Raw genomic sequence first — 23501 nt, 5'->3', positions numbered from 1 at the left:
AGGACTCCTCGTGCGCGATCCGGGTCCCCCGGTCAGGCTCCGGAGACCCCATGGTAGCCATCCTGCGCCTCAGGATCGCCTTCAGGCCAATGTGAGGACCGTCTACCCGAGAAACGCACGAGGCGGGCGCCGGATGTTCCGGGCCCGCCCGTGCGGTGTCGTGCCGGTGTCCACCGGGCTGCTCAGGGATGGCTAGACCGTGAGCAGCGCCTCCAGCGGGGCACCGTTCAGAGCCGGTTCCAGGCGGGCGCGGCCGCTGAGGAAGCCGAGCTCCATGAGGACCGCGAGGCCCGCGACCTCGGCGCCGGCCCGGTGGATGAGCTGGAGCGAGGCCTCGGCGGTGCCGCCGGTGGCGAGGACGTCGTCGATGACCAGGATGCGGTCGTCGGCACTCAGGTCCTCGGCGTGCACCTCGATCTCGGCCGAGCCGTACTCCAGGTCGTAGGCCTGGGCGAGGGTGGCTCCGGGGAGCTTGCCCGCCTTGCGTACGGGGACGAAGCCGAGGCCGGCGCGGACGGCGACCGGGGCGCCGAGGATGAAGCCGCGGGCCTCCAGGCCGACGACCTTGGTGGCACGGGTGCGCTCGGCGATCTCGGCGAGGGCGTCGGTGAGCGCGGTGAACGCCGCCGGGTCGGCCAGCAGCGGGGTGATGTCCTTGAACATCACGCCCGGCTCCGGGTAGTCGGCCACGTCCCGGATGCGGCTGAGCAGCAGCTCCCTGATGTCGGTCATCGGCGCTTCCCCGAGGGGCGGCCGCGGCCGCGGCTGCGGGACGCGGGCTGGTTGCGCGGGCCGACGACCGCGGCGGGCGCGGCGTCCTCGGGCTCGTCGCCGTACGACTCGTCGGCGGTCTCCTCCTGGGCGGTCTCGCCCTTGGCGGCGGACTGGGCCCGCTTGGCCAGGACGCGCTTCTTCAGGGCCTTCATCTGCGGCTCGCGCTCCTTCAGGTCGGCGACGAGCGGCGTGGCGATGAAGATCGAGGAGTAGGCACCGGCGGCGAGGCCGACGAACAGCGACAGCGAGATGTCGTTCAGCATGCCGGCGCCGAGGACACCGCCGCCGATGAACAGCAGGCCCGCCACCGGCAGCAGCGCGACCACCGTGGTGTTGATGGAGCGGACCAGGGTGCTGTTGATCGAGCGGTTGGCGACGTCGCTGTAGGTCCAGCGGGTCTGCTTGGTGAGGTCCTTCGTCTGCTCCTTGAGGCTGTCGAAGACCACGACCGTGTCGTAGAGCGAGTAGCCGAGGATGGTCAGCAGACCGATCACCGTGCCGGGCGTGACCTCGAAGCCGACGAGGGCGTAGATGCCGACCGTGATGGTGATGTCGTGGATCAGGGCGACGAACGCGGCGAGGGCCATGCGCCATTCGAAGGCGATCGCCAGGTAGATCACCACGAGGATGAGGAAGATGCCGAGGCCCTGCCAGGCCTTGTTGGCGATCTGCTCGCCCCAGCTGGGACCGACCAGCTCGGCGTTGATCTGCTCCGCGTCGACCTTCAGGTCGTCCGAGAGCTGGTTCTTGATCTGGTTGGCCTTGTCGGTCTCGATGCCCGCGACCTGGATCCGCAGGCTGCCGTCGCCGAGCTTCTGGACGATCGCGTCGTGGCCGGAGGCCTCTTCCGCGTACTCCTCGGCCTGGGAGACCGAGACGCTGACGTTCTTCGGGGTGGTGAAGACGGCACCGCCCTGGAACTCGATGCCCATGTTCAGGCCGCGCACCGCCAGGCCGACGATGGCCGTGATGGTGATCAGGATCGACAGGCCGTACCAGATCTTGCGGTTCTTGACGAAGTCGTAGCCGATCTCGCCACGGTGCAGTCGGGCGCCGAGGTTGCCGAGTTTCGACATCTCACGCCTCCTTCGTCTCGACGGGGGCGGAGGGACGGCGGGTGCGGCGCAGTGGCGGCTGGGCACCCAGGCTCTTCGGGTCGAGGCCGGACCACTTGTGGCCGCTCGCGAAGAAGTTGCGCCGGGCCAGCAGGGTCAGCAGCGGCTTGGTGAAGAGGAAGACGACGACCACGTCGAGCAGCGTGGTCAGACCGAGCGTGAAGGCGAAGCCGCGCACCTTGCCGACGGTGACGATGAAGAGCACCGCGGCGGCGAGGAACGACACGAAGTCGGAGACCAGGATGGTGCGCCGGGCGCGCGGCCAGGCCCGCTCGACGGCGGGGCGCAGCGTACGGCCCTCGCGGATCTCGTCGCGGACGCGTTCGAAGTAGACGATGAACGAGTCCGCTGTGATGCCGATGGCGACGATGGCACCGCAGACGGCCGGCAGGTTCAGCGCGAAGCCGATGGCCGGGCCGAGCAGCGACATGATCGTGTAGGTGAGGGCGGCGGAGACCAGCAGCGACAGGATCGCGACGAACGACAGACCGCGGTAGTAGACCAGCAGGTAGAGGACGACCAGGGCGAGACCGATCGCGCCGGCGATCAGGCCGGCCCGCAGCTGGTCACCGCCGAGCGCGGCGGTCACGGTCGTCATGCTGTCCACCTTGAAGGTCAGCGGCAGCGCACCGTAGGTCAGCATGTTCGCGAGTTCCTGTGCGGACTGCTGGTTGAAGTTGCCGGAGATCTCCGCGTTGCCGCCGGTCAGGGCCTGGCGGACGTACGGGTCGGAGACCACGTCGCCGTCGAGGACGATCGCGAACTGGTTCTGCGGGGACTGGTTCTGCGCCAGCTTGCCGGTGATGGCGGCGAACTTCTTGGCGCCGCCGTCCGTGAAGTCCATCTGGACCGTCCAGCCCGCGCCGGTCTGGGTGTTCAGGACGGCCTGGGCCTTGTCGACGTCGGTGCCGTCGACCTCGGCGGGGCCGAGGATGTACTTCTGCCACTGGCCCTGCGCGTTCTGGCCGCAGGCCAGGGTGGACTCGCCGGCCTTGGCGTTGTCACCGATGGTGGAGCGGGTCTTGGTGTCGGTGCAATCCAGTGCGGCGTACTGCGCCTGGAGCTTGCTCGGGTCGTCGCCGGAGGTGCCGCCGGAGGCGGACGGGGAGGGGCTGGCCTTCGCCTTGTCCGAGGCGCTCGCGGACGGGGTCGCGTCGGCCTTCAGCGCGTCGGTGACGGCGCGGCCCTGCGTGGTCGGGCTCGCGGACGGGGACGCCGAGTTCTTGTCGGTGGCCTCGGGCTTGTCGGTGGCCTTGCCCGACGGCTCGCCCGAGGGGCTGCCGGTGGGGCTCGGGGAGGGGCTGGCCGCGCCCTTGCCTCCGGAGACCTCGGTGGCGATGACGGGGCGGAAGTAGAGCTTGGCGGTGGTGCCGACCTGCTTGCGGGCCTGCTCGGAGTTGGTCCCCTTGGGGATGTTCACGACGATGTTGTCGCGGCCCTGTGTCTGGACCTCGGCCTCCGAGACGCCCAGACCATTGACACGGCGCTCCATGATGGAGACGGCGGTGTCCATGTTGGTCTTGTTGATCGCCGACTCGTTGCCGGCCTCGGGGACCGCCCGGAGCGTGATGCTCGTGCCGCCGGCCAGGTCGATGCCGAGACGCGGGGTCGTGTGTCCCGAGGCGAACATTCCACCGGTGAGCGCCGCGATGGCGATCAGGATCAGGGCCAGCGAGCGCCACGGCTTGCTCTGGGCGCTCGCGCTCCGGCCCTTTTTAGGTGTGGCCACCTTCTCGTACTCCCTCTCGGGCCGCCTCGCTCCGGATCGGCGGGACGGGCGGCCATGACATGGTGTCGGGATTCCGTGCGAGCTATGGCGTGTCCCGGGGTGCGCGGGACCCTGCCCGCGCACCCCGGGACACGACTACTTCGCCTCGGAGTCGCCGTCGGTCTTCTTCGGCTCTGCGTCCGTCTTCGCCTCGCCGGCCGGGGCCTCGTCGGCCGGTTCCTCGGCCGTGTCCTTCTTGCCGAGGTCGACGGCCTTGTCGTCAGCGGGGGCGTCGGCGGCGGAGTCGCCGGTCTCGGTGAGGGAGGAGGCGTCGTCCGGGACGATGTCGGTGTCGGACTTCAGGTCGTGCTCGATGCCGTGGACGATGCGGTTGTACTCGTCGTCGGTGAGGACGGCACCGATGGCGTTCTTGGCGAAGAGGAGCTCGACGCCGGGGCCGGCGTCGACGAGGACGGTGTCCTCGTTCACCTCCTTGACCGTGGCGTACATGCCCCCGATGGTGCGGACACCGCTGCCGGGCTGCATTTGGTTCCGCATCTCCACGGCCTGCTGCTGCTTCTTCTTGGCCGACCGGGTCATCAGGAACATGGCCCCGATGAGCACGATGAACGGGAGGAGGGTCAGGAGACTCACGGGTCGGTACTTCCTTCACACGACCGCGCTGTGAGCGGCCAGATGGTTGGGGGTATGTACGCCGCCGACAAAGGCGGCATCGGCGGAGTCTAAGCGAGTCCGCGCGCATGGAACAACGCTCAGCATGGCACCGGGGTTCCTGCGCCGGCCACTGTCCTCGCCGTCCTGGAGCGGTGACCGCGCCGTCACGCCCCGAACAGGTCCTGTTGTCCGGTTCCGGCGGTCTGGGAGCGGGGCGGGGTGAGGCCGAGATGCGCCCATGCGGCGGGGGTGGCGACCCGGCCGCGCGGGGTGCGGGCCAGCAGTCCCTCCCGGACGAGGAAGGGCTCGGCGACCTCCTCGACGGTCTCGCGCTCCTCCCCCACCGCGACCGCGAGCGTGGACAGGCCGACGGGGCCGCCGCCGAACAGCTTGAGCAGGGCTTCCAGGACGCCCCGGTCGAGACGGTCGAGGCCGCGCGCGTCCACCTCGTAGACGGCGAGGGCGGCCGCCGCGATGTCCTTGGTGATCAGCCCGTCGGCCTTGACCTGGGCGTAGTCCCGGACGCGGCGCAGCAGGCGGTTGGCGATGCGGGGCGTGCCGCGGGAGCGGCCGGCGATCTCGGCGGCGCCGTCCGGCTCGATCTCGACCTCCAGGAGGTTCGCCGAGCGGTGGATGACCCGCTCCAGTTCGGCCGGTTCGTAGAACTCCATGTGCGCGGTGAAGCCGAAGCGGTCGCGCAGCGGGGGCGGCAGCAGGCCCGCGCGTGTGGTGGCGCCGACCAGGGTGAAGGGGGGCAGCTCCAGCGGGATGGCGGTGGCGCCCGGGCCCTTGCCGACGATGACGTCGACGCGGAAGTCCTCCATCGCCATGTACAGCATCTCCTCGGCGGGCCGGGACATGCGGTGGATCTCGTCGAGGAAGAGGACCTCGCCCTCCTGGAGGGAGGAGAGGATCGCGGCGAGGTCGCCGGCGTGCTGGATGGCGGGCCCCGACGTGATGCGGATGGGGGCGCCCATCTCGGCCGCGATGATCATCGACAGGGTGGTCTTGCCGAGGCCGGGGGCGCCGGAGAGCAGCACGTGGTCGGCGGTGGCGCCGCGCGCGCGTGCCGCCCGGAGGACGAGGTCGAGCTGCTCGCGGACCTTCTCCTGGCCGATGAACTCGTCCAGGTCCTTGGGGCGCAGGGCGGCCTCGACGGCCTGGTCCTCACGGTCGGCGACGGAGTCCACCAGCCGCTCCGCGGCGGGCCCGCCGAGCGGCTCGGCGGCATCGGCGTCGGTCGTGTCGTCCCAGTTCATGTGATGTGCCTCAAGAGGTGGGGGGTCAGCGGGCGCGGTTCAGGGTCTGCAGGGCCGCCTTCAGCAGCTGGCCCACCTGGGGGGTGCCCCCGGCGGCCTCGGCCTGCGGGGCCACGGCGGCGACGGCCTCGTCGGCCTCCCGGGTCGCGTACCCGAGGCCGATCAGGGCCGCGTGCAGCTGGTCGCGCCAGCCGGAGCTGACCGGTGCGCCGACGGCGGGTGCGCCGACCGGGGCGCCGAGCCGGTCCTTCAGCTCCAGGAGCAGCTTCTGGGCGCCCTTCTTGCCGATGCCGGGGACGGCCGTGAGGGCCTTCTCGTCGCCGGTGGCGACCGCCCGCCGCAGGGCGTCCGGGGTGTGCACGGCAAGCATTGCCTGAGCGAGTCTGGGACCCACGCCGCTCGCGGTCTGGAGCAGTTCGAAGACCTGACGCTCGTCGTCGTCGGCGAAGCCGTACAGGGTGAGGGAGTCCTCGCGCACGACCAGGGACGTGTGCAGCTTGGCCGGCTGCCCCATGCGGAGGGTGGAGAGCGTGTTCGGCGTGCACTGGACGGCCATGCCGACACCGCCGACCTCGACGACCGCGGCGTCCGGGGCGAGTGCGGCCACTGTGCCGCTGACGAAGGCGATCATGCCGTACGGCCTTTCGATGCTTGGGTGGCGTGCAGGGCGACGGCCTGCTGGAGTCGGTTCTGCGCGGGGGCGCGCCAGATGTGGCAGATGGCGAGGGCGAGGGCGTCGGCCGCGTCGGCGGGCTTGGGCGGTGCGCTGAGCCGGAGCAGGCGGGTCACCATCGCGCCCACCTGTGCCTTGTCGGCCCGGCCGCTGCCGGTGACGGCGGCCTTGACCTCGCTGGGGGTGTGCAGGGCGACGGGGATGCCACGGCGGGCCGCGCAGAGCATGGCGACGGCGCTGGCCTGGGCGGTGCCCATCACCGTACGGACGTTGTGCTGGCTGAAGACGCGCTCCACGGCGACGAACTCGGGCCGGTGCTCGTCGAGCCACTGCTCGATGCCCTGCTCGACGGCGACGAGGCGGTGGCCGAGGTCCGCATCGGCGGGGGTCCGGACGACGCCGACGCCGATCATCGTGAGCGGCCGTCCGGCGACGCCCTCGACGACGCCCACACCGCACCGGGTCAGTCCCGGGTCCACCCCCAGTACGCGCACGCGCCCTCCCTTTCGCTCACCTGTTTGTGCAGGCTATCGGGTGCCACCGACAACGCGACGGGCCGACGGGGTGTGTCCCGTCGGCCCGTTGAACCCGTGCGCGGCTCAGGCGTCGACCTTCTCCATGACCTCGTCGCTGACGTCGAAGTTGGCGAAGACGTTCTGGACGTCGTCGCTGTCCTCGAGCGCGTCGATCAGCTTGAAGATCTTCTTGGCGCCCTCCTCGTCCAGCTCGACCTGCATGGTCGGGACGAAGTTGGCGTCGGCGGAGTCGTAGTCGATGCCGGCGTCCTGGAGGGCGGTGCGGACCGCGACCAGGTCGGTGGCCTCGCTGATGACCTCGAAGGTCTCGCCGAGGTCGTTGACCTCTTCGGCACCGGCGTCCAGGACGGCGCCGAGGACGTCGTCCTCGGTCAGCTCGCCCTTGGGGACGATCACGACGCCCTTGCGGTTGAACAGGTACGACACCGAGCCCGGGTCGGCCATGGAACCGCCGTTGCGGGTCATGGCGACGCGGACCTCGGAGGCGGCGCGGTTGCGGTTGTCGGTGAGGCACTCGATGAGCACCGCGACGCCGTTCGGGCCGTAGCCCTCGTACATGATCGTCTCGTAGTCGGCGCCGCCGGCCTCCAGGCCCGCGCCGCGCTTGACCGCGGAGTCGATGTTCTTGTTGGGGACCGACGACTTCTTCGCCTTCTGGATGGCGTCGTAGAGCGTCGGGTTGCCCTCGGGGTCGGCGCCGCCCATCCGCGCCGCCACCTCGATGTTCTTGATCAGCTTCGCGAAGAGCTTGCCGCGCTTGGCATCGATGACGGCCTTCTTGTGCTTCGTCGTGGCCCATTTAGAGTGGCCGGACATCTGCCTGTCTCCTTCGCGTAACCCATCTCAGCAACGAACGCAGGAATCCTACAAGGACTCGGCTGTCCGGTTCGCCCGCACCATGTCGACGAACAGGGCGTGCACCCGGTGGTCGCCGGTCAGTTCCGGGTGGAACGACGTGGCCAGCGCGTTGCCCTGACGGACGGCGACGATGTGGCCGTCGTGCTCGGCGAGCACCTCGGCGGCGGCACCGACGGACTCGACCCAGGGGGCGCGGATGAAGACGCCCTCCACGGGGTCGCCCTCGACTCCCTCGACGGCGACGGCCGCCTCGAAGGACTCGTTCTGCCGGCCGAAGGCGTTGCGGCGCACGATCATGTCGATGCCGCCGACGGTCTCCTGGCCCGAGCGCGGGTCGAGGATCTTGTCGGCGAGCATGATCATGCCGGCGCAGGTGCCGTAGACGGGCATGCCGTCCCGCACGCGCGCGCGGAGGGGCTCCATCACGCCGAACAGGATGGCCAGCTTGGAGATGGTGGTGGACTCGCCGCCGGGGATGACGAGGCCGTCCACCTCGGCGAGTTCTTCGGGGCGCCGCACCGGCCTGGCCACGGCGTCGGCCGCGGCCAGGGCGACGAGGTGCTCCCGTACGTCGCCCTGGAGGGCCAGGACGCCTATGACGGGGGTGTCGCTCATGAGTTTCTGTGCCTTACCAGCCGCGGTTGGCGTAGCGCTCGGTCTCGGGGAGGGTGTCGCAGTTGATGCCGACCATGGCCTCGCCGAGGTTGCGGGACGCGTCCGCGATGATCTTCGGGTCGTCGTAGAAGGTGGTGGCCTTGACGATGGCGGCGGCGCGCTTGGCCGGGTCGCCCGACTTGAAGATGCCGGAGCCGACGAAGACGCCCTCGGCGCCGAGCTGGCGCATCAGGGCCGCGTCGGCCGGGGTGGCGACGCCGCCGGCGGAGAACAGCACGACCGGGAGCTTGCCCAGCTCGGCGACCTCCTTGACCAGCTCGTACGGAGCGCGCAGCTCCTTGGCGGCGGCGTACAGCTCGTGGTTGTCGAAGCCGCGGAGCTTGGCGATCTCGTTCTTGATCTGGCGCAGGTGGCGGACGGCCTCGACGACGTTGCCGGTGCCGGCCTCGCCCTTGGAGCGGATCATCGCGGCGCCCTCGGCGATGCGGCGCAGGGCCTCGCCCAGGTTGGTGGCACCGCAGACGAACGGCGTGGTGAAGGCCCACTTGTCGGAGTGGTTGACCTCGTCGGCCGGGGTGAGGACCTCGGACTCGTCGATGTAGTCGACGCCGAGGGACTGCAGCACCTGGGCCTCGACGAAGTGGCCGATGCGGGACTTGGCCATGACCGGGATCGAGACGGCCTCGATGATGCCCTCGATCATGTCCGGGTCGGACATGCGGGCCACGCCGCCGTCCTTGCGGATGTCGGCCGGGACCCGCTCCAGGGCCATGACGGCGACGGCGCCCGCGTCCTCGGCGATCTTCGCCTGCTCCGGCGTGACGACGTCCATGATGACGCCGCCCTTGAGCTGCTCGGCCATGCCGCGCTTCACACGGGCGGTGCCGGTCTCGGGGGCCTGGTTCTCGGAGATGGACACGGATGACCTCGCTGGTGGGAAAGAGGGTTTTTCTGCAGCACCGAGGAAACGTGAGGGGAGCAAGCCACAGCAAGGGCCAATGGGAAGCCGGTGGATCGTTTTCCTTCCCCACACGCATGCCGAGGGCCCCGCCGAACGTGGTGGTTCGGCGGGGCCTTCCGCCCGGAGACCGTCGCGGGCACGGACCGAGCGGGTGTCAGAGCGGACGAGCGGGAGAGAGCAGGGTCAGGCCTGCCCCGGCCTCCTCGCTTCTCAACTCCGGAGACGACCTCAGGAGCTTCTCCTTGAGCGGGTCGCGCATAAGCACCCGGTCCGCGATGGCCGGCAGCCTTTCCCCGTCGTAGAGCACGGCCGAGTCCCAGTCGTCAGGGTCACCGTAACCCCGCCGGTCGACGATCACGGCGCGGGTCGGCGTCGGAAGCCCCGTCGCCGCTGCGACGACGGCTGCCTCGACCGCGTCGGCCTGCTGCAGTGTGAGGCCGTCCAGCCAGAGTGTCTGGATCTCGCACCCGAGCGGTTCGTACGCGTACGCGTCGATGACGTTGATGTCGGCGGAGAACCACCATTCCATCGTGATGGACGCAATGCGCAGGCCCAGAAGACGGCCCAGCTCCTGCGGGCACATGAGGACCTGTTCCCCTTCGACGTCGAGCACCACGGCCGCACCTCTGACCGGGTGCACGAGCCTCATGCCGTGTGCCTCGAACATTTCCACCTGTTCGGCGAAGACCGACGTGGCCCCCGACTCCCGGTACCACCGGATGAATCCGTCAGCCATGGCTAGCAGTCCGGCAGCGTGAAGATGTGCACATTTTCTTCTCCGAAGACCTTCTTGGCCTGCTTGATGGCGGATTCCGGGGTGTTGTCGGCAAGGTAGTAGATGGCCTTCACGCCAGCCTGGTCAGCCGCCCATTTATTGATCTTGAGGGCTGTTCCAAACTTGTCCGGCCTGCGGGCCTTGGCGCCACCGCCGACGAAAATGTATTCGCCGTTCGGCCCGATGACGTCGAGACCACTCGATCCCACATTCGGCATGACGATCGGAATGTCCTGACCGTTTTCCCCCTTGGCCACCTTTCCGCCGACCAGCTTAGCGATGTACTCCTCGCGCGCGTCGCCCAGGTCTCCCGCGTCGCTGCCGCCGCCCGACATCACGAACGAGCGCGGCGCGAGGTCCATCGATCGCGCGGAACTCTGCGCCGCGGAACCGGCCTTCTTCCTGCCCGTCACACAGGCCGGAAGCTTCTCCCACGCCTCCTCGAGGATGTCCTCGCTCTTGTCGACGAGCTTCCTCGCCTTGGCCGTCTTGTCGAGGAAGTCGTTGATCCCCGCGATGGCCTTCGCGATCCTCGGCAGCTGGCTGGCGATCTTGAGTGCTTTGGCCGGGCCGAGGTTCTGGATGATGGCCCAGAGGCAGATCCCGACGTCGGGGGCGTCCCAGCACTCCTTGATGTCCTCGGCGAACATTTCGACGAGGAGCTCGCCGCCGTTCTCCTTCAGGTAGTCGAGCAGGTCCTGCTGGGCGAGCGCGCGGGCGGCCTCGTACTCCGCCAAGCTGATGCCGGCGGCTTCGAGCGCCTGGCGCTCAGCCTCCTCCAGAGAGAAGGCGTCGCCCTTCTCCTTGCTCCGGGCAGCCTCCCCGCGTTCCTTGCGCTCCAGCTCTCGCTGGTACTCCTCGGCCCGCTTGGCCGCCTCGTCGGCTTCCTTGGCGTAGGTGCCGGCGTTCTTGGCGGCCGTCTCGGCCGACTTGGCGTGTTCCTCGGCGGAGGTGGCGAGCTTGTCGGCGGCGGCGGCGTCCTTCTCCGCCTGGGCGGCCGCGCCCTGGGCGACGGTCGCCTCCTTCTCGGCCAGGGTGGCGGCGCTGCTCGCGGCCGCGGCGTGGTTCTCCGCGTCCGTGGCCGCTCCACGGGCGCGTGCGGCCTCGGCCTCGGCCTGGGTGGCGGCGTTGCGGGCCGCCGCCGCGTCCGCGAATGCCTGGTTGGCGGCCTGGCGGGCGAGTTTCGCGTCGGCCTGCGCCTGGGCGTCGGCCTCGTTGGCCCGTGCCGCTGCGGCTCGGGCCTTGGCTCCGTCCTCGGCCGCCTGGGCCGCGGACTTCATCGCGGCCACTGAGGAGCGTGCCGCGTCCGCGGAGGAACGCGCCGCCGCTGCCGCCGCCTTGAATGCCGGACCCACCTCGGCGTTGGCGCGCGCGGCGGCGGCTTCAGCGGCTTCAGCGGCCTTGACCGCCTCCGCCGCTCTGGCCTCGGCCTTGGTCACCTCCGCCTGGCCCATTGCCTGGGCGGCCTGGGCGACCTCCGCGGCGAAGTCGGCGTTCACGTCCGTGCCGGTGAACGGCGCGGTGAGCTGGATGGCGGTGTTGGCCGGGTCGGCGATGCCTGCGGCGGTGGTACGGGCGGAGGTGGCGGCCTGGACGGCGATGGTGGACTGCAGGCGGGCCATCGCCGCTTCCCTGGTGGCGCCGTCGGCTTCCTCCCGGGTGCGGTTGGCCGCCTGAAGGGACTGGTTGGCGTGGATGGCGGCCAGCCCGGCGAGCCGGGAGGCCTCGTGGGCGGCGATGCCGGCCCGTGCCTCCTGCGCGGTGGCCTCGGCCGCCTTGGCATTGGCCCGCTGCGCCGCCGCGCGCGTGGCCGCGGCCTCGGACTCCGCCTTGCTCGCCGCCGCGTTCGCAGCGAAGGCGGCGGCTTCGGCCTTGTTGGCGGCGGCGTTGGCCCGCGCGGCGTGCGCGGTGGCTTCACTGGCCGCTGCCCGCGCCCGCGCGGCCGCACCGGCGGCCTCGATGGCCGCCGAACGCGAACGCACCGCCGCCCCGGACGCCTGATCGGCCGCAGCGCGCGCCGAACCGGCGGCCGTCCCTGCCGCGTTGGCAGCGGACCGCGCCTCGGTGGCCGCCGTGCGTGCGGTCTCGGCGTGCTCGGTGCCCTTGGCCTTGGCGGCCAGCGCTTCGGTCGCCCTGGCCCGGGCCTCTTCCGCCCTGTGGGCGCGTTCGGCCTCCACCGCCTTGTTCCGGGCGTTGCGGGCCTTGGTCTCCTCACCCCTGGCCAGCTGGTCGGCCGTGGCGGCGATGCCCTCCTGGCTCTGCGCGGTGGCCCGCTTCTCGGCCGCCGCGGCCGCGGCGGCCTGCGCGTCGGCCCGCTTGGCCGAGGCGGTCCGTGCTTCGGCCTCGGCACGCGCACGTGCCTGAGCCGCCACGTCGCGTTCCCGTTCGGCCCGCGCCCGTGCGGCCGCCGCCAGGTCGCGCTCGCGTTCGGCGATCGCCCGCTGCTCCGCTGCGATCTTCGCCTGGCGCTGCGCTTCGATCCGCGCGGCGCGCGTCTTCTGGGCGTGGTCCCACGCCTGCTTCTCGGCGTGCTCGGCCTCGATCCTGGCCTGGCGGGACTTGGCCGCCGCGTCCGCCGCGATCTTCGCCTGCTTGGCCGCCGCCTCGGCGAGCCGGGCCGCCGCCTTCGCGTGCTCCTCGGCGTTCTCCCGCCACTTGGCGGCCTGCCGAGCGTGCAGCTCGGCCTGGTTCTTGGAGTTCAGCCCGGCGGCGTCGGCGGCCGTTGCCTCCACCGCTTGCTGCGCGGTGGCCGCCGCCTTGGCCGCCGCGTCCGCCGCGGCCTCGATACCGGAGGCGACCTCCGCCCACTGGACGCCGTGGGTGAGCCCCGTCTCGACCAGGACACCGGCCTGTACCTTGGCCTGACCGGCCGCCACCTGCGCCTGCTTGGCAGCGTCCTCGGCGATACCGACCTGCCGGGCGATCTCGGTCTTGACCGGCCCGTAGTCGGACAGGCGCTTGCCGGCCCGGTCGGCGGCGAGCATCCGGTCGGCCTCGCGGGACTGCGATGCCGCCGCGCTCATCGCGTTCGAGGCCGTCTCGAGCTCCTTCACCGCCTTGCCGTGCGCGGCGATCAGCTTGGTGCGGGCCTCGGCTGCCGTGGCCGCCTTCTCCGCCAGCTCGCGCAGCCGCTCCGCCGCCTCCAGCGCCTCCTTCTGCGCCTTCTCGTGCGCGGCCCGGTCGTCCGCGTCCTTCTGCGCGGCGACCAGATAGCCCTTCTCCAGGAAGTCGGCGATCACCTTGTCGTCGCCCGTGGCCAGGGCTGCCTGTGCGGCCCGCTTCACCTCCGGACCGCCGACCGCGACGAGCATCTCGACCCGCTTGCGGTTCTCCGCCGCGCGTTCCTTGTCGTTCTGCTCCGTCGCCTTGTCCCGCTGTCGCGCGATCTCGGCGCCGAAGGCCAGGAAATCGGCGCGGTCGCGGGCCGTGCCCTTCAGGACCCGCTCGACCTCCGCGTTGAAGAACGGGCCGCCCGTGCCGCGCAGCGCTTCGATCTGCTTACGGTTGGCGACGTCCGCGGCGTCCCTCTTGTCCTTGGCGCGCTGGCGCGCCTCGGCCTCTCCCCGTTCCAGGAAGTCCCGGATCGCGTTCGGATCCGTACTCTCCAACGCCTTCCTGGCGGCCTCGCGGACTTCCTCCTCCTCGTCGAATTCCGCGAAGTCCTCCACCAGTTGCCGATCGCGGTCCTCGGCGGCCTCGTCCAGAGCGGAACGCGCCGGGGCGGGGTCGGTTGCCGGCTTCGGTAATGCGGCCAGGATTCGCGTCAGCTCGATCCTGTCGCCCGGCCTCTCCGGTGTGACCGCACGCGCCTCGCCGGCAACGCCGCCGAGGACGGCCAGGGCCATGACGGTCGACACCGCCTTGCCCATGATTGCGGGCACCCGCCCGCGTAATAATCCGGCTCTCGGCCGGGATCTTCCCTTCACGGGAACTCCTTCAACAAGTCGACAGCTCACAGGAATTCGGCAAAAAAATTCCCCGCCCTCTGTGCGCGGGCAGGGGTGAGCGGGGCCTCGACCACGAAGCCGGCAGCGGTAAGGAGCTGCCGTGCGGCCGTCGGCCCGGTGGACCGGCCCGGCGCGGTGTGCGCCGGGCCGGCGGCGTCAGCCCCGGACGCGGTTCTCGCTGTCCCGGGCCCGGTCTTCCATGTCCTTCCAGAAGGCGGCTGTCAGGACGGCCTCCTCCTGCTCCGAGGCCCAGTCGCCTTGTCGGGCCTCGGCCGGCGCGCTGATCTTCTCCCAGATGGCGTCCGCGCTCTCCTTGGACAGCCGGGCGATGTTCTGCCAGCTCGCCGCTTGCGCCCTGGCCGCCTCCTCCTCGGCCAGCCATGCCTTCTGCGCGCCGTCCGCGTGATCGGCGACCGCACGCCAAGCCAGCTCGGCCTCGGCCCGCGCCTTCGCCGCGTCGGCCGACGACTTCAACGCCTCCTCGGCGGCCACCGCGTGCGCGACCAGCAACGTCAGCACGTGCTGGCGCCGCACCTCCCCGTCCGCCACCCGGAGCCGGTACGCCTCGACGTCCAACGCCGCGCCCGTCGCCCAGCCGTAGCCGAAGAACTCCGCGACGTCCGCGTCCGTGGAGCCGGACCGCAGCGCCCACTGCGCCGCCACCCGCACCTGCTCGCCCGGATCGCCCTCAGCGACCGCCCGCACGAAGGCACGGTCCTTCTCGGCCACCTCCAGACGGCGCTGCGCGTCAGCCTCCCGCATCACGCGGTCACGCTGCTGCGCCTCGGCGTAACCGGTCTTCACGAACGCGGCCCGATCGGCGTCAGTGCCCTTCAGCGCCCGCTCAGCGGCCGACCGCACCTCCGGCGAGAACGCCGCCGGATGCGTGCTCACCACTCGCTCGCAGAACGCCCGGTTACGTGACCGCGCGTCACGCAGGCGCTGCTTCGCCGCGTCGTAACCGCCCCCGGGGGCCAGCCACTCCGCGATCGCCGCATCTCCGCGCGTACTGCGCAGCGCGTTCCACGCCGACGTACGGATCTCCGCGGGCAGTCCCGACTTGGCCAGCCGCAGTACCCGTGCCCGCGCCTCGTCCGCCGCGGCGGCGACCACCTGCGACGACGGGTCGGCCGGGGCGGCGGCCACCACCGGGGTGTACGCCCCGGCGGCCGCCGGCTGCACGAGCGCGCCGCCACCGGCCAGTACACCGGCCACCAACGCGGACACGGCCCATCTCTGACGTCTCATGCCGTGACCGGCGGAATCTGCCACCACTGCTGCTCTCTCCCCTTTGGCGGGTACGTGCACGGTCGGTCGCCGTTCCGAGTTCGCTGGCGCGCGATGCCGGGGTCTGCGCACTGGCCCCGGCACCGGCACCCACTCTGATTTCTCGTCAGGGCGCCATTGGTGCGGTGACTCGCCAGGCCGCCCTACGCACCTTCGAAACATCCCCTGGGAAAGCACCGGGCGGCAGGAACGTGAAGGAGGAGCGGGCGTAGACCGCCGTCGTCGTGGGCGCGAGCCAGTTCACGCCGCTACCGGCGTCCTGCGTGAAGGACACACCGGCGGGCAGCTCAGCGGCCGGCCGGGCGCACCATGTGGCACTCTTGCGGAACGATGCGCTCCGGTCGTCCGCAGCGACCTCCACGCGGAGTCCGTCCTGCTCGGCCTTGCCGCTCCTGATGTAGTAGCCGGGCTTGCGCACGGACTCGAAGGAGTAGCACCCGGGCTGGCTCGCGAGGGAGGGCACGATGACCCAGGTGGCGTCCTCGCGGTCGGCCAGCGCACTGGTGCTCTTGAGCGTGTCGTTGAGGACGACCTTCCCGCGGTCGGCGCTGGACTGACGGGCGTACTCACCGTCTCCCCACGCCTTGAGCGACTGGCGCTTGAGCCGGTACTGGGTGTCCGCCTTCAGGAAGACAGCGACGTCGTCATCGCTGCCGGCCAGGGCCTTCTTGGCCGCGGCGACCAGGTTGGGGTTGACTCCGCCGTTCTCGGCGCCGGCCTGTATCTGGAGGGCGAGCTTGCGGTTCGCCTCGGCGAGCTTCTTGCGACGGTTCTCGTCGTCGCGCTTGTACGCGGCGTCGGCCCCGGTGTGGATGTACGCCTTCCACACGGCCGGGTCGGAGCTGCGGGTGGCGCGCTGCCCTTCGGCATACAGCTCGGTGCCGTGCAGGTCGGCGGCGGCCAGACGCAGCAGCTCGCGGATGAAGTTGTCGTCGCTCAGCCCGAGCATGGCCTCGGAGGGGGTGATGCGGAACAGGGCCGCGGCGTTCTTGCGCGCGGCGAGTTCCTTGCGGCGCTCGGCCTCCAGGCGGTCCTTCTCGGCCAGGTCCTCGAGTTCCTTGGCCACGTCCCGCTTGTGCGCCTCGCGGGCGCCGTTGACGATGAACTCCCGCCAGTCCGCCGGCTCACCGACCAGCGCCTGCAGTGCCGCGGCCCGCACCTCGGGACCGGACGCCTCGTGCCTGGCGACGGCCCGGATGAAGTTGTCGTCGCTGAGGGCCAGCAGTTCGGGGGTGCTGGGGATGCCGATGGCGAGCAGGACCTGGGACTTGGCCAGTCGCGCCACCCGCTCGGCTTCTGCCTTCTCCCGCTCCCGCTGCTGGTCGAGCCGGTACGCCTCGTGGACGCCTGTCACGATGAAGCGCACGTGGTCCTCGGCGACCGTGCTGGCCATCGCCTGCTCGGCGGCGGTGCGCACCGCGTCCAGCTTCTCGCCCGCGTCGCTGGCCTTCTGCCACAGCGCGTGGATGAAGTCGTAGTCGCTGAGCAGGAGCACCTCGGCGGTCGGGTCGAGACGGACCACGGCCGCGGCCTCGACGCGCTGGGCGTCGGTCGTCCCGATGCTCGCCGCGCCGGCCGCGACGTTCGATGCCGCGACGTCCGGAGAGCTGTCGGCGACCGCTGTCGGCGCTAAGGCACCGGCGACGGCCGCGAGGGCGGTGGCGGTCACGAGGCCGCCCGTCATGATCCGCCCCACACGTGCGGAAGCGATGTGCTTGCTGTTCATAAGTGAAATGGAACCTTTCTGCCGCCACGCATGGGCAGGTCGTCACATGAGCAAGGAGAAGGGGGAGCGGCTGCCGGCTCCCGGCGGGCGGGCAGCAGTCATGGCGACGCACGCCAGAAGAACGGGGTGCCGCCGATCGGCGATACGCAGACGCGCAGCGCGAAACTCTTAATCAGGCAGCGGTCTCGTATACCGGGAATAGGAAGAAGTAAATAAGCGGCCGAGCCGGAGAACCCTGAAACGTCACAGGGAAAGGCGCATGCCTACCGGGCCATGGGGCGAAGAGGCACTCGGTAGCGCAGCAGTACAGACGTCCGCAATTTGATTTCCCCCACACATCAGAGTATTGGGGAGCGCCCCAGTCCGTCGAAGCCTCACTGCGTCGACGGTCCCCTCCGGCACGCTGCCCGGCCATGCTGGTCAGGCTGGCCGCCGAAACGTTAACCCACTTTCGTCGAGCCTCGCAATGATTTTCGTGCCGCTGCGAATGTGGGCGGTCCGGTAAGGAGCGGAAACAAGCCGATTCCCAAGCCCCGCAGACAAGCAAATCACGGTTCCGACCGGGCGTGCACAAGGAAGGGCCGGTCTAGGCTGCCCGGTCCACCAGGGCTACCGGAGGCTCGTCGTCCATTTCGAAGGCCAGAGGGAACGGGGCGTGGCCGGCCAGGCGGAACCAGCGCACCTTGCGGTGCCGGCGCAGGGCCCGGGCCGCCCGCACGGCGTCGTTGTGGAAGCGCCGGGCCATCGGGACCCTGCGCACGGCCTCGGTGAGTTCCCGGGCCGCCTCCTCTCCCCCGGGCGCCTCGCGTACCGCCTCCACCTGCGCGGACTCGGCGAAAACGGCGCGCAGTGCCTGGCTCAGCTCGCTCTCGGCGACCTCCCGCTGCTCCTCCTCGGCCTGCCGGGCGGCGTGGGCGGCCTCGTACAGGACGATCGAGGCGGCCGGATCCAGGACCCCGGACGTGGCCAGTTCCTGCGCCACCGAGGCCCGGCGCAGCAGCTGCGCGTCCAGGGCGGCCCGGGCGGCGTCGATCCGGGCGTGGAGGCGGTCGAGGCGCCCGGCGGTCCAGCTCAGGTAGAGCCCGATCGCCACCAGGGCCACGGCGATCCAGATGAGAGTGGTGGTCACGGGCGGCAAGGCTAGCGGCAGGGTTGGATTGTCCGTGCACTCCACCCTGCCCCGCACGGAGCATGGCCGTCCGGGTCTGTTCGAAATGGCTCGAAACGTACCCGCTGCCCGGTGTCAGTCCCGTGCCAGCCCCAGCCGGCCCCACAGCCCGGTCGTCCGCTCGTCCTCGGCCACCGCCGCCGCCCCCGCCGTCACCGTCTCGTAGACGGACATGATGTCCGCGCCGACGGTCGACCAGTCGAAGCGGCGGACGTGGGCACTTCCCCGCTCGCGCAGCTCGGCGCGGCGCTCCGGGTCCGCCAGGAGCCGTACGGCCGCGTCGGCCAGGGCGTCGGCGTCCTCGTTCGGGAAGAGTTCCCCGGCGGCTCCCCGGTCCAGGACCTGCGCGAAGGCGTCCAGGTCGGAGGCGAGGACGGGGGCTCCGGCCGACATGGCCTCGACGAGGATGATGCCGAAGCTCTCACCGCCGGTGTTGGGCGCGACGTACAGGTCGACGCTGCGCAGGAAGCGGGCCTTGTCCTCGTCGCTGACCATGCCGAGGAACTCCACGCGGGAGCGCAGCTCGACCGGCAGGGACTCCACCGCCTCCTCCTCGTCACCGCGCCCGGCGACCAGCAGCCGCGTCTGCGGCCGGGCGGCGAGGATCTTCGGCAAGGCCCTCATGAGCACCGGCAGTCCCTTGCGGGGCTCGTCGATGCGCCCGATGAAGCCGATCGTGTCGCCCTGCCACTCGGCCTTGGGCTCGGCCTGGGCGAAGAAGTCGACGTCGACGCCGTTCGGGATCACCACCGCGTCCCCGCCGAGGTGCTCCACGAGCGTGCGGCGGGCGTACTCGCTCACGGCGATCCGGGCGCTGATCTTCTCCAGGGCGGCCTGGAGGATGGCGTAGGCGGCGATCATGGCCCGCGAGCGCGGGTTGGACGTGTGGAAGGTCGCCACGATCGGGCCCTGGGCGGCCCAGCAGGCCAGCAGGCCCAGCGACGGCGAGGTCGGCTCGTGGATGTGGATCACGTCGAACGCGCCGTCGTGCAGCCAGCGGCGCACCCGGGCGGCGCTCAGGAAGCCGAAGTTCAGCCGCGCCACCGAGCCGTTGTACGGCACCGGCACCGCGCGCCCGGCCGAGACGACGTACGGCGGCAGCGGGGTGTCGTCGTCGGCCGGGGCCAGGACCGACACCTCGTGGCCGAGACGGAGGAAGTACTCGGCGAGGTCGCGGATGTGGAACTGGACGCCGCCCGGTACGTCCCAGGAGTACGGGCAGACGATGCCGATCCTCACGGGCGCCCCTTCGCAGGGTCGAGGTCCGCGAGCCACAGGCGCTGCAGCATGTGCCAGTCCTCCGGATGGTCGGCGATCCCGGTGGCGAAGGCGTCGGCCAGCGCCTGTGTCATGACAGACGTCTTCTCGGCGCGCGTGCCTGACTCGGGCACCTCGACGGGCGGATGGACGCGGCCGCGCATCACGGGCGAGTCGTCGTACCAGAGCGTGACGGGCAGCAGCAGGGCGCCCGTCTGCTGGGCGAGCAGGGCCGGTCCGGCCGGCATCCGGGCCGTGTCGCCGAAGAAGTCGACCTCGACTCCGGAGGCGGACAGGTCGCGGTCGGCGACCAGGCAGACCAGGCCGCCGTCGCGCAGCCGCCTCGCCAGGGTGCCGAAGGCGGTGCCGCCGCTGTGCGGCAGGACCTCCATGCCGAGGCCCTCGCGGTAGGCGACGAACCGGTCGTAGAGCGTCTCGGGCTTCAGGCGCTCGGCGACCGTGGTGAAGGGGATGCCGAGCTGCGTGGTGACCCAGGCGCCGGCGAGGTCCCAGTTGGCCAGGTGCGGCAGGGCGAGTACGACGCCCTTTCCCGCGGCCAGGCCCTCGGTGAGATGGTGCAGATCCTTGACGGTGAAGCCCTCCGCGATCCGCTCCTTGCTCCAGGCCGGGAGGCGGAAGGACTCCATCCAGTAGCGCAGGTAGGAGCGCATGCCCGCGCGGGACAGCTCGGCGAGGCGCTCGGGGCTCGCGCCGGGCACCACGCGCGCGTAGTTGCTCTCCAGGCGCTGTACGCCCTTGCCCCGCTGCTTCCAGGCGGCGTCGGCGATGGTGCGCCCGAGCCGTACGGCGACCGGCTCGGGGAGCTTCTTGACGGTGCTCCAGCCGAGGCCGTACAGCGCGTCCGTCAGCCGGTCCTGGGCGCTCACGTGGCCGCCTCGCTTCCGTGAGAGGCGTTGTGCTGCTCGCCCTCATTGTCCTGCGCGCCGGCCCGGTCCTGCGCGGCCGCCGCCTCGGCCTCGGCGGACTCCCGGCGGACCGTGACGACCCGCTGGATCAGCGTGACGAGGCTGCCCACGGCGACGATCCACAGGGCGACCGGCAGCAGGTACTGGATGCCCGGGACGCCGAACGCGTGCAGGCCCGCCAGACCGGCCGCGACCAGCGAGATCACCAGCCGCTCGGCCCGCTCGACGAGCCCGTTGACCGCGACCGGCAGGCCGATCGACTCGCCGCGGGCCTTGGTGTACGACACCACCTGCCCGCTGGCCAGGCAGAAGATCGAGACGGCGCACAGGACGAGGTCGTCGCCGCCGCCCGCGTACCAGAGGATGAAGCCGCCGAAGATCGCGCCGTCGGCGACCCGGTCGAGCGTGGAGTCCAGGAAGGCGCCCCAGCGGCTGGAGCGGCCGAGCTGACGGGCCATGTTGCCGTCGACGAGGTCGGAGAACACGAACAGCGTGATCACGACCGTGCCCCAGAAGAACTCGCCCATGGGGTAGAAGACCAGCGCGCCCGCGACCACCCCGGCGGTGCCGATGAGCGTGACGGTGTCGGGGCTGACGCCCCGGCGGATCAGAAACGCGGCGAACGGTGTGAGGACACGCGTGAAGAATGCACGCGCGTACTTGTTCAGCATGGCCTTCCCGAGGGTCGGTGTCGCCGTCTGGCCCCTGCTGGCCACCGGCTGGCCCATCGTAGCCACGCGCGCGTGCGGGCGAGGGCGGGGCACCCGGACCCCTTCGGTTGAACCCTCAAGCGGCTGGTGGGAGTCGCGATGACGTCGTTCGTATGGACGCGCCGTGACGGGAGTGGGAAGGTCGAAGAACCGCGGGCGTCGCCGGAGCCGCACCGCACGCGGATCCCGCGTGTCCGCGCCCACAGTGACCTCACCGTGCACGGGAGGCAGGACCATGGGCGACAAGGCACAGACACACCCCGGAGCCGCCGGCAGGGCACAGGCGGCCGACCACCCCCAGTCCGTACGGAATGTGGTGCTGGTCGGCCACTCCGGATCGGGCAAGACGACGTTGGTGGAAGCCCTCGCGCTGACGGCGGGGGCGGTGAACCGGGCGGGCCGCGTGGAGGACGGCGGCACCGTCTCCGACTACGACGAGATCGAGCACCGGCAGCAGCGCTCGGTGCAGCTCTCCCTGGTGCCCGTCGAGTGGGACGGCATCAAGGTCAACCTCCTCGACACCCCCGGATACGCCGACTTCGTCGGTGAGCTCAGGGCCGGTCTGCGGGCGGCGGACGCGGCCCTCTTCGTCGTCTCGGCGTCGGACGGCGTGGACGGCTCGACGCGCATGGTGTGGGAGGAGTGCGCGGCGGTCGGGATGCCCCGGGCGATCGTCATCACGCACCTGGAGGCGGCGCGCGCCGACTTCGAGGAGATGACGCGGATCTGCGCGGAGGCCTTCGGCGCGGACGACCCCGACGCGGTCCTGCCGCTCTACCTGCCGCTGCACGGCCCGCAGGCGCCCGACGGGCACGCGCCCGTGACCGGACTGATCGGACTGCTGTCGCAGAAGCTCTTCGACTACTCGACCGGCGAGCGCAAGGAGTCGGAGCCGGGCGAGGACCAGCTGCCGCTGATCGAGGAGGCCCGCAACCGGCTGATCGAGGGGATCATCTCGGAGAGCGAGGACGAGACCCTCATGGACCGCTACCTCGGCGGGGAGCCGGTCGACGTCAAGACGCTCATCGACGACCTGGAGCGGGCCGTGGCGCGCGGGGTCTTCTTCCCCGTCCTGGCCGCCGCCCCCGCGACCGAGGGCGCCCGGCAGGGGCTCGGCACGGTGGAGCTGCTGGAGCTGGTCACGCGCGGCTTCCCGACACCGCTGGAGCACGAGACGGTGCGGGTCACCACTATCGACGGCGAGCCGCGCGAGCTCAAGCCCTGCGACCCGGACGCCCCGCTGGTCGCCGAGGTCGTGAAGACGTCCTCGGACCCGTACGTGGGCCGGCTGTCGCTGATCCGCGTGTTCTCCGGCACCCTGCGCGCCGACCAGACGGTCCACGTCTCCGGACACGGACTGGCCGACCGGGGCCACGAGGACCACGACGTCGACGAGCGGATCGGCGCCCTGTCCACGCCCTTCGGCAAGCAGCAGCGCCCGGTGTCGCACGTCATCGCAGGTGACCTGGCGTGCGTGGCCAAGCTGAGCCGCGCCGAGACCGGCGACACCCTGTCCGCGAAGGACGACCCGCTGCTCATGGAGCCGTGGCAGATGCCCGACCCGCTGCTGCCGCTGGCCATCCAGGCGCACAGCAAACCCGACGAGGACAAGCTGTCGCAGGGCCTCGCCCGGCTGGTCGCCGAGGACCCGACGATGCGGCTGGAGCAGAACCAGGACACCCACCAGGTGGTCCTGTGGTGCCTGGGCGAGGCGCACGCGGACGTGGCCCTGGAGCGGCTGCGCAGCCGGTACGGCGTCCAGGTCGACGTCGTCCCGCACAAGGTGTCTCTGCGCGAGACGTTCGCGACCAAGTCGGCCGGGCGCGGACGGCACGTCAAGCAGTCCGGCGGGCACGGGCAGTTCGCCATCTGCGAGATCGAGGTCGAGCCGCTGCCGGGCGGCTCCGGCATCGAGTTCGTGGACAAGGTCGTCGGCGGCGCGGTGCCCCGGCAGTTCATCCCGTCGGTGGAGAAGGGCGTACGGGCCCAGGCCGCGAAGGGAGTCGCCGCCGGGCATCCGCTGATCGACGTGCGGGTGACGCTGCTGGACGGCAAGGCGCACTCGGTGGACTCCTCCGACGCCGCCTTCCAGACGGCCGGGGCGCTCGCGCTGCGGGAGGCCGCGGCCGGCGCGAAGATCCATCTGCTGGAGCCGGTGGCCGAGGTGTCGGTGCTGGTCGGTGACGACTACGTGGGCAGCGTGATGAGCGACCTGTCCGGCCGGCGCGGCCGGCTGCTCGGCACCGAGCAGACACCCGGCGGGCGCACCCTGATCCGGGCGGAGGTGCCGGAGATCGAGATCGGCCGGTACTCGGTCGACCTGCGGTCGATGACGCACGGCACGGCCCGCTTCAGCCGCCGTTACGCCCGGCACGAGCCGATGCCGGCGCAGGTCGCGGAACGGGTGCGTGAAGAGGCGCGCAAGGCCTCGTAGTCGGCGCCCGGCGCCACCAACTGCCCTCGTGAGGGCTCCCCTCCGCGTCGGCGGGCGGCTTGACGGGCCGCCCGCCGACGGATGTCGGTGCGGACGG

The 23501-nt window shown here is 71.3% G+C and carries 19 protein-coding genes; 1 reads left to right on the top strand and 18 read right to left on the bottom strand.

From position 1 onward, the window contains the following. Nucleotides 1-192: 192 nt before the first annotated feature. The 18 genes from ABZ386_RS22745 to pgsA all read right to left on the bottom strand — a co-directional run bounded on the left by ABZ386_RS22745 (nucleotide 193) and on the right by pgsA (nucleotide 20988). Nucleotides 193-732, bottom strand: coding sequence for an adenine phosphoribosyltransferase (locus tag ABZ386_RS22745; protein ID WP_358965669.1), 540 nt, complete (start codon nucleotides 730-732; stop codon nucleotides 193-195). Further along, complete coding sequence (gene secF, locus ABZ386_RS22740) at nucleotides 729-1850, bottom strand: protein translocase subunit SecF (RefSeq protein ID WP_351349086.1); 1122 nt, start codon at nucleotides 1848-1850, stop codon at nucleotides 729-731. The genes ABZ386_RS22745 and secF overlap by 4 nt, the downstream gene beginning before the upstream one ends. A 1-nt stretch (nucleotide 1851) precedes the next feature. Next, nucleotides 1852-3618, bottom strand: a complete 1767-nt coding sequence (secD, locus tag ABZ386_RS22735) for a protein translocase subunit SecD (RefSeq protein WP_351349088.1) — start codon at nucleotides 3616-3618, stop codon at nucleotides 1852-1854. 135 nt (nucleotides 3619-3753) lie between these two features. Continuing rightward, on the bottom strand, nucleotides 3754-4251 hold the full coding sequence (gene yajC / locus ABZ386_RS22730; RefSeq protein ID WP_351349035.1) for a preprotein translocase subunit YajC: 498 nt from the start codon (nucleotides 4249-4251) through the stop codon (nucleotides 3754-3756). A gap of 185 nt (nucleotides 4252-4436) precedes the next feature. Further along, nucleotides 4437-5531, bottom strand: a complete 1095-nt coding sequence (gene ruvB / locus ABZ386_RS22725) for a Holliday junction branch migration DNA helicase RuvB (protein ID WP_114250948.1) — start codon at nucleotides 5529-5531, stop codon at nucleotides 4437-4439. 25 nt (nucleotides 5532-5556) lie between these two features. Then, complete coding sequence (ruvA, locus tag ABZ386_RS22720) at nucleotides 5557-6162, bottom strand: Holliday junction branch migration protein RuvA (RefSeq protein WP_351349031.1); 606 nt, start codon at nucleotides 6160-6162, stop codon at nucleotides 5557-5559. Further along, a complete protein-coding gene (gene ruvC / locus ABZ386_RS22715; protein WP_351349028.1) occupies nucleotides 6159-6698 on the bottom strand; it encodes a crossover junction endodeoxyribonuclease RuvC in 540 nt (179 codons plus the stop codon). Before ruvC ends, ruvA begins: the two co-directional genes overlap by 4 nt. 105 nt (nucleotides 6699-6803) lie before the next feature. Next, nucleotides 6804-7556 (bottom strand): YebC/PmpR family DNA-binding transcriptional regulator, encoded by a 753-nt coding sequence (locus tag ABZ386_RS22710; protein ID WP_031116589.1) that lies wholly within the window; start codon nucleotides 7554-7556, stop codon nucleotides 6804-6806. A 48-nt stretch (nucleotides 7557-7604) separates the two neighbouring features. Further along, nucleotides 7605-8213 (bottom strand): pyridoxal 5'-phosphate synthase glutaminase subunit PdxT, encoded by a 609-nt coding sequence (pdxT, locus tag ABZ386_RS22705; protein WP_355714760.1) that lies wholly within the window; start codon nucleotides 8211-8213, stop codon nucleotides 7605-7607. A 13-nt stretch (nucleotides 8214-8226) separates the two neighbouring features. After that, the gene (gene pdxS / locus ABZ386_RS22700; protein ID WP_114250952.1) at nucleotides 8227-9132 is read right to left on the bottom strand and encodes a pyridoxal 5'-phosphate synthase lyase subunit PdxS; all 906 of its coding nucleotides are present in this window, start codon (nucleotides 9130-9132) and stop codon (nucleotides 8227-8229) included. 196 nt (nucleotides 9133-9328) lie between these two features. Next, on the bottom strand, nucleotides 9329-9790 hold the full coding sequence (locus ABZ386_RS22695; protein ID WP_355714763.1) for a hypothetical protein: 462 nt from the start codon (nucleotides 9788-9790) through the stop codon (nucleotides 9329-9331). A 122-nt stretch (nucleotides 9791-9912) separates the two neighbouring features. Beyond that, the gene (locus ABZ386_RS22690; protein WP_358965667.1) at nucleotides 9913-13818 is read right to left on the bottom strand and encodes a hypothetical protein; all 3906 of its coding nucleotides are present in this window, start codon (nucleotides 13816-13818) and stop codon (nucleotides 9913-9915) included. A 234-nt stretch (nucleotides 13819-14052) separates the two neighbouring features. Continuing rightward, the gene (locus tag ABZ386_RS22685) at nucleotides 14053-15144 is read right to left on the bottom strand and encodes an ALF repeat-containing protein (RefSeq protein WP_351349014.1); all 1092 of its coding nucleotides are present in this window, start codon (nucleotides 15142-15144) and stop codon (nucleotides 14053-14055) included. Nucleotides 15145-15289: 145 nt separating this feature from the next. Further along, on the bottom strand, nucleotides 15290-16909 hold the full coding sequence (locus ABZ386_RS22680; RefSeq protein WP_351349011.1) for an AbfB domain-containing protein: 1620 nt from the start codon (nucleotides 16907-16909) through the stop codon (nucleotides 15290-15292). 586 nt (nucleotides 16910-17495) lie between these two features. Next, complete coding sequence (locus ABZ386_RS22675; RefSeq protein WP_351349008.1) at nucleotides 17496-18038, bottom strand: hypothetical protein; 543 nt, start codon at nucleotides 18036-18038, stop codon at nucleotides 17496-17498. Between the two features lie 114 nt (nucleotides 18039-18152). Continuing rightward, nucleotides 18153-19316: a glycosyltransferase family 4 protein gene (locus tag ABZ386_RS22670; RefSeq protein WP_351349005.1), complete on the bottom strand. Its 1164-nt coding sequence runs from the start codon at nucleotides 19314-19316 to the stop codon at nucleotides 18153-18155. Further along, nucleotides 19313-20221, bottom strand: coding sequence for a phosphatidylinositol mannoside acyltransferase (locus ABZ386_RS22665; protein ID WP_351349002.1), 909 nt, complete (start codon nucleotides 20219-20221; stop codon nucleotides 19313-19315). Before ABZ386_RS22665 ends, ABZ386_RS22670 begins: the two co-directional genes overlap by 4 nt. Then, nucleotides 20218-20988: a phosphatidylinositol phosphate synthase gene (gene pgsA / locus ABZ386_RS22660; protein WP_351348999.1), complete on the bottom strand. Its 771-nt coding sequence runs from the start codon at nucleotides 20986-20988 to the stop codon at nucleotides 20218-20220. The genes ABZ386_RS22665 and pgsA overlap by 4 nt, the downstream gene beginning before the upstream one ends. A gap of 217 nt (nucleotides 20989-21205) precedes the next feature. Here pgsA and ABZ386_RS22655 point away from each other — a divergent pair, with 217 nt between their 5' ends. Next, entirely contained in the window at nucleotides 21206-23404 is a 2199-nt protein-coding gene (locus tag ABZ386_RS22655; RefSeq protein ID WP_355723507.1) for an elongation factor G-like protein EF-G2, read from the top strand. The last annotated feature ends 97 nt before the right edge of the window (nucleotides 23405-23501 follow it).

Origin of the sequence: Streptomyces sp. NPDC006140 (genome assembly GCF_040628815.1) — a bacterium.
Lineage (GTDB): Bacteria > Actinomycetota > Actinomycetes > Streptomycetales > Streptomycetaceae > Streptomyces.
The sequence above is the reverse complement of the archived record's forward strand: the minus strand, read 5'-3'. Positions and strand labels throughout refer to the sequence as shown.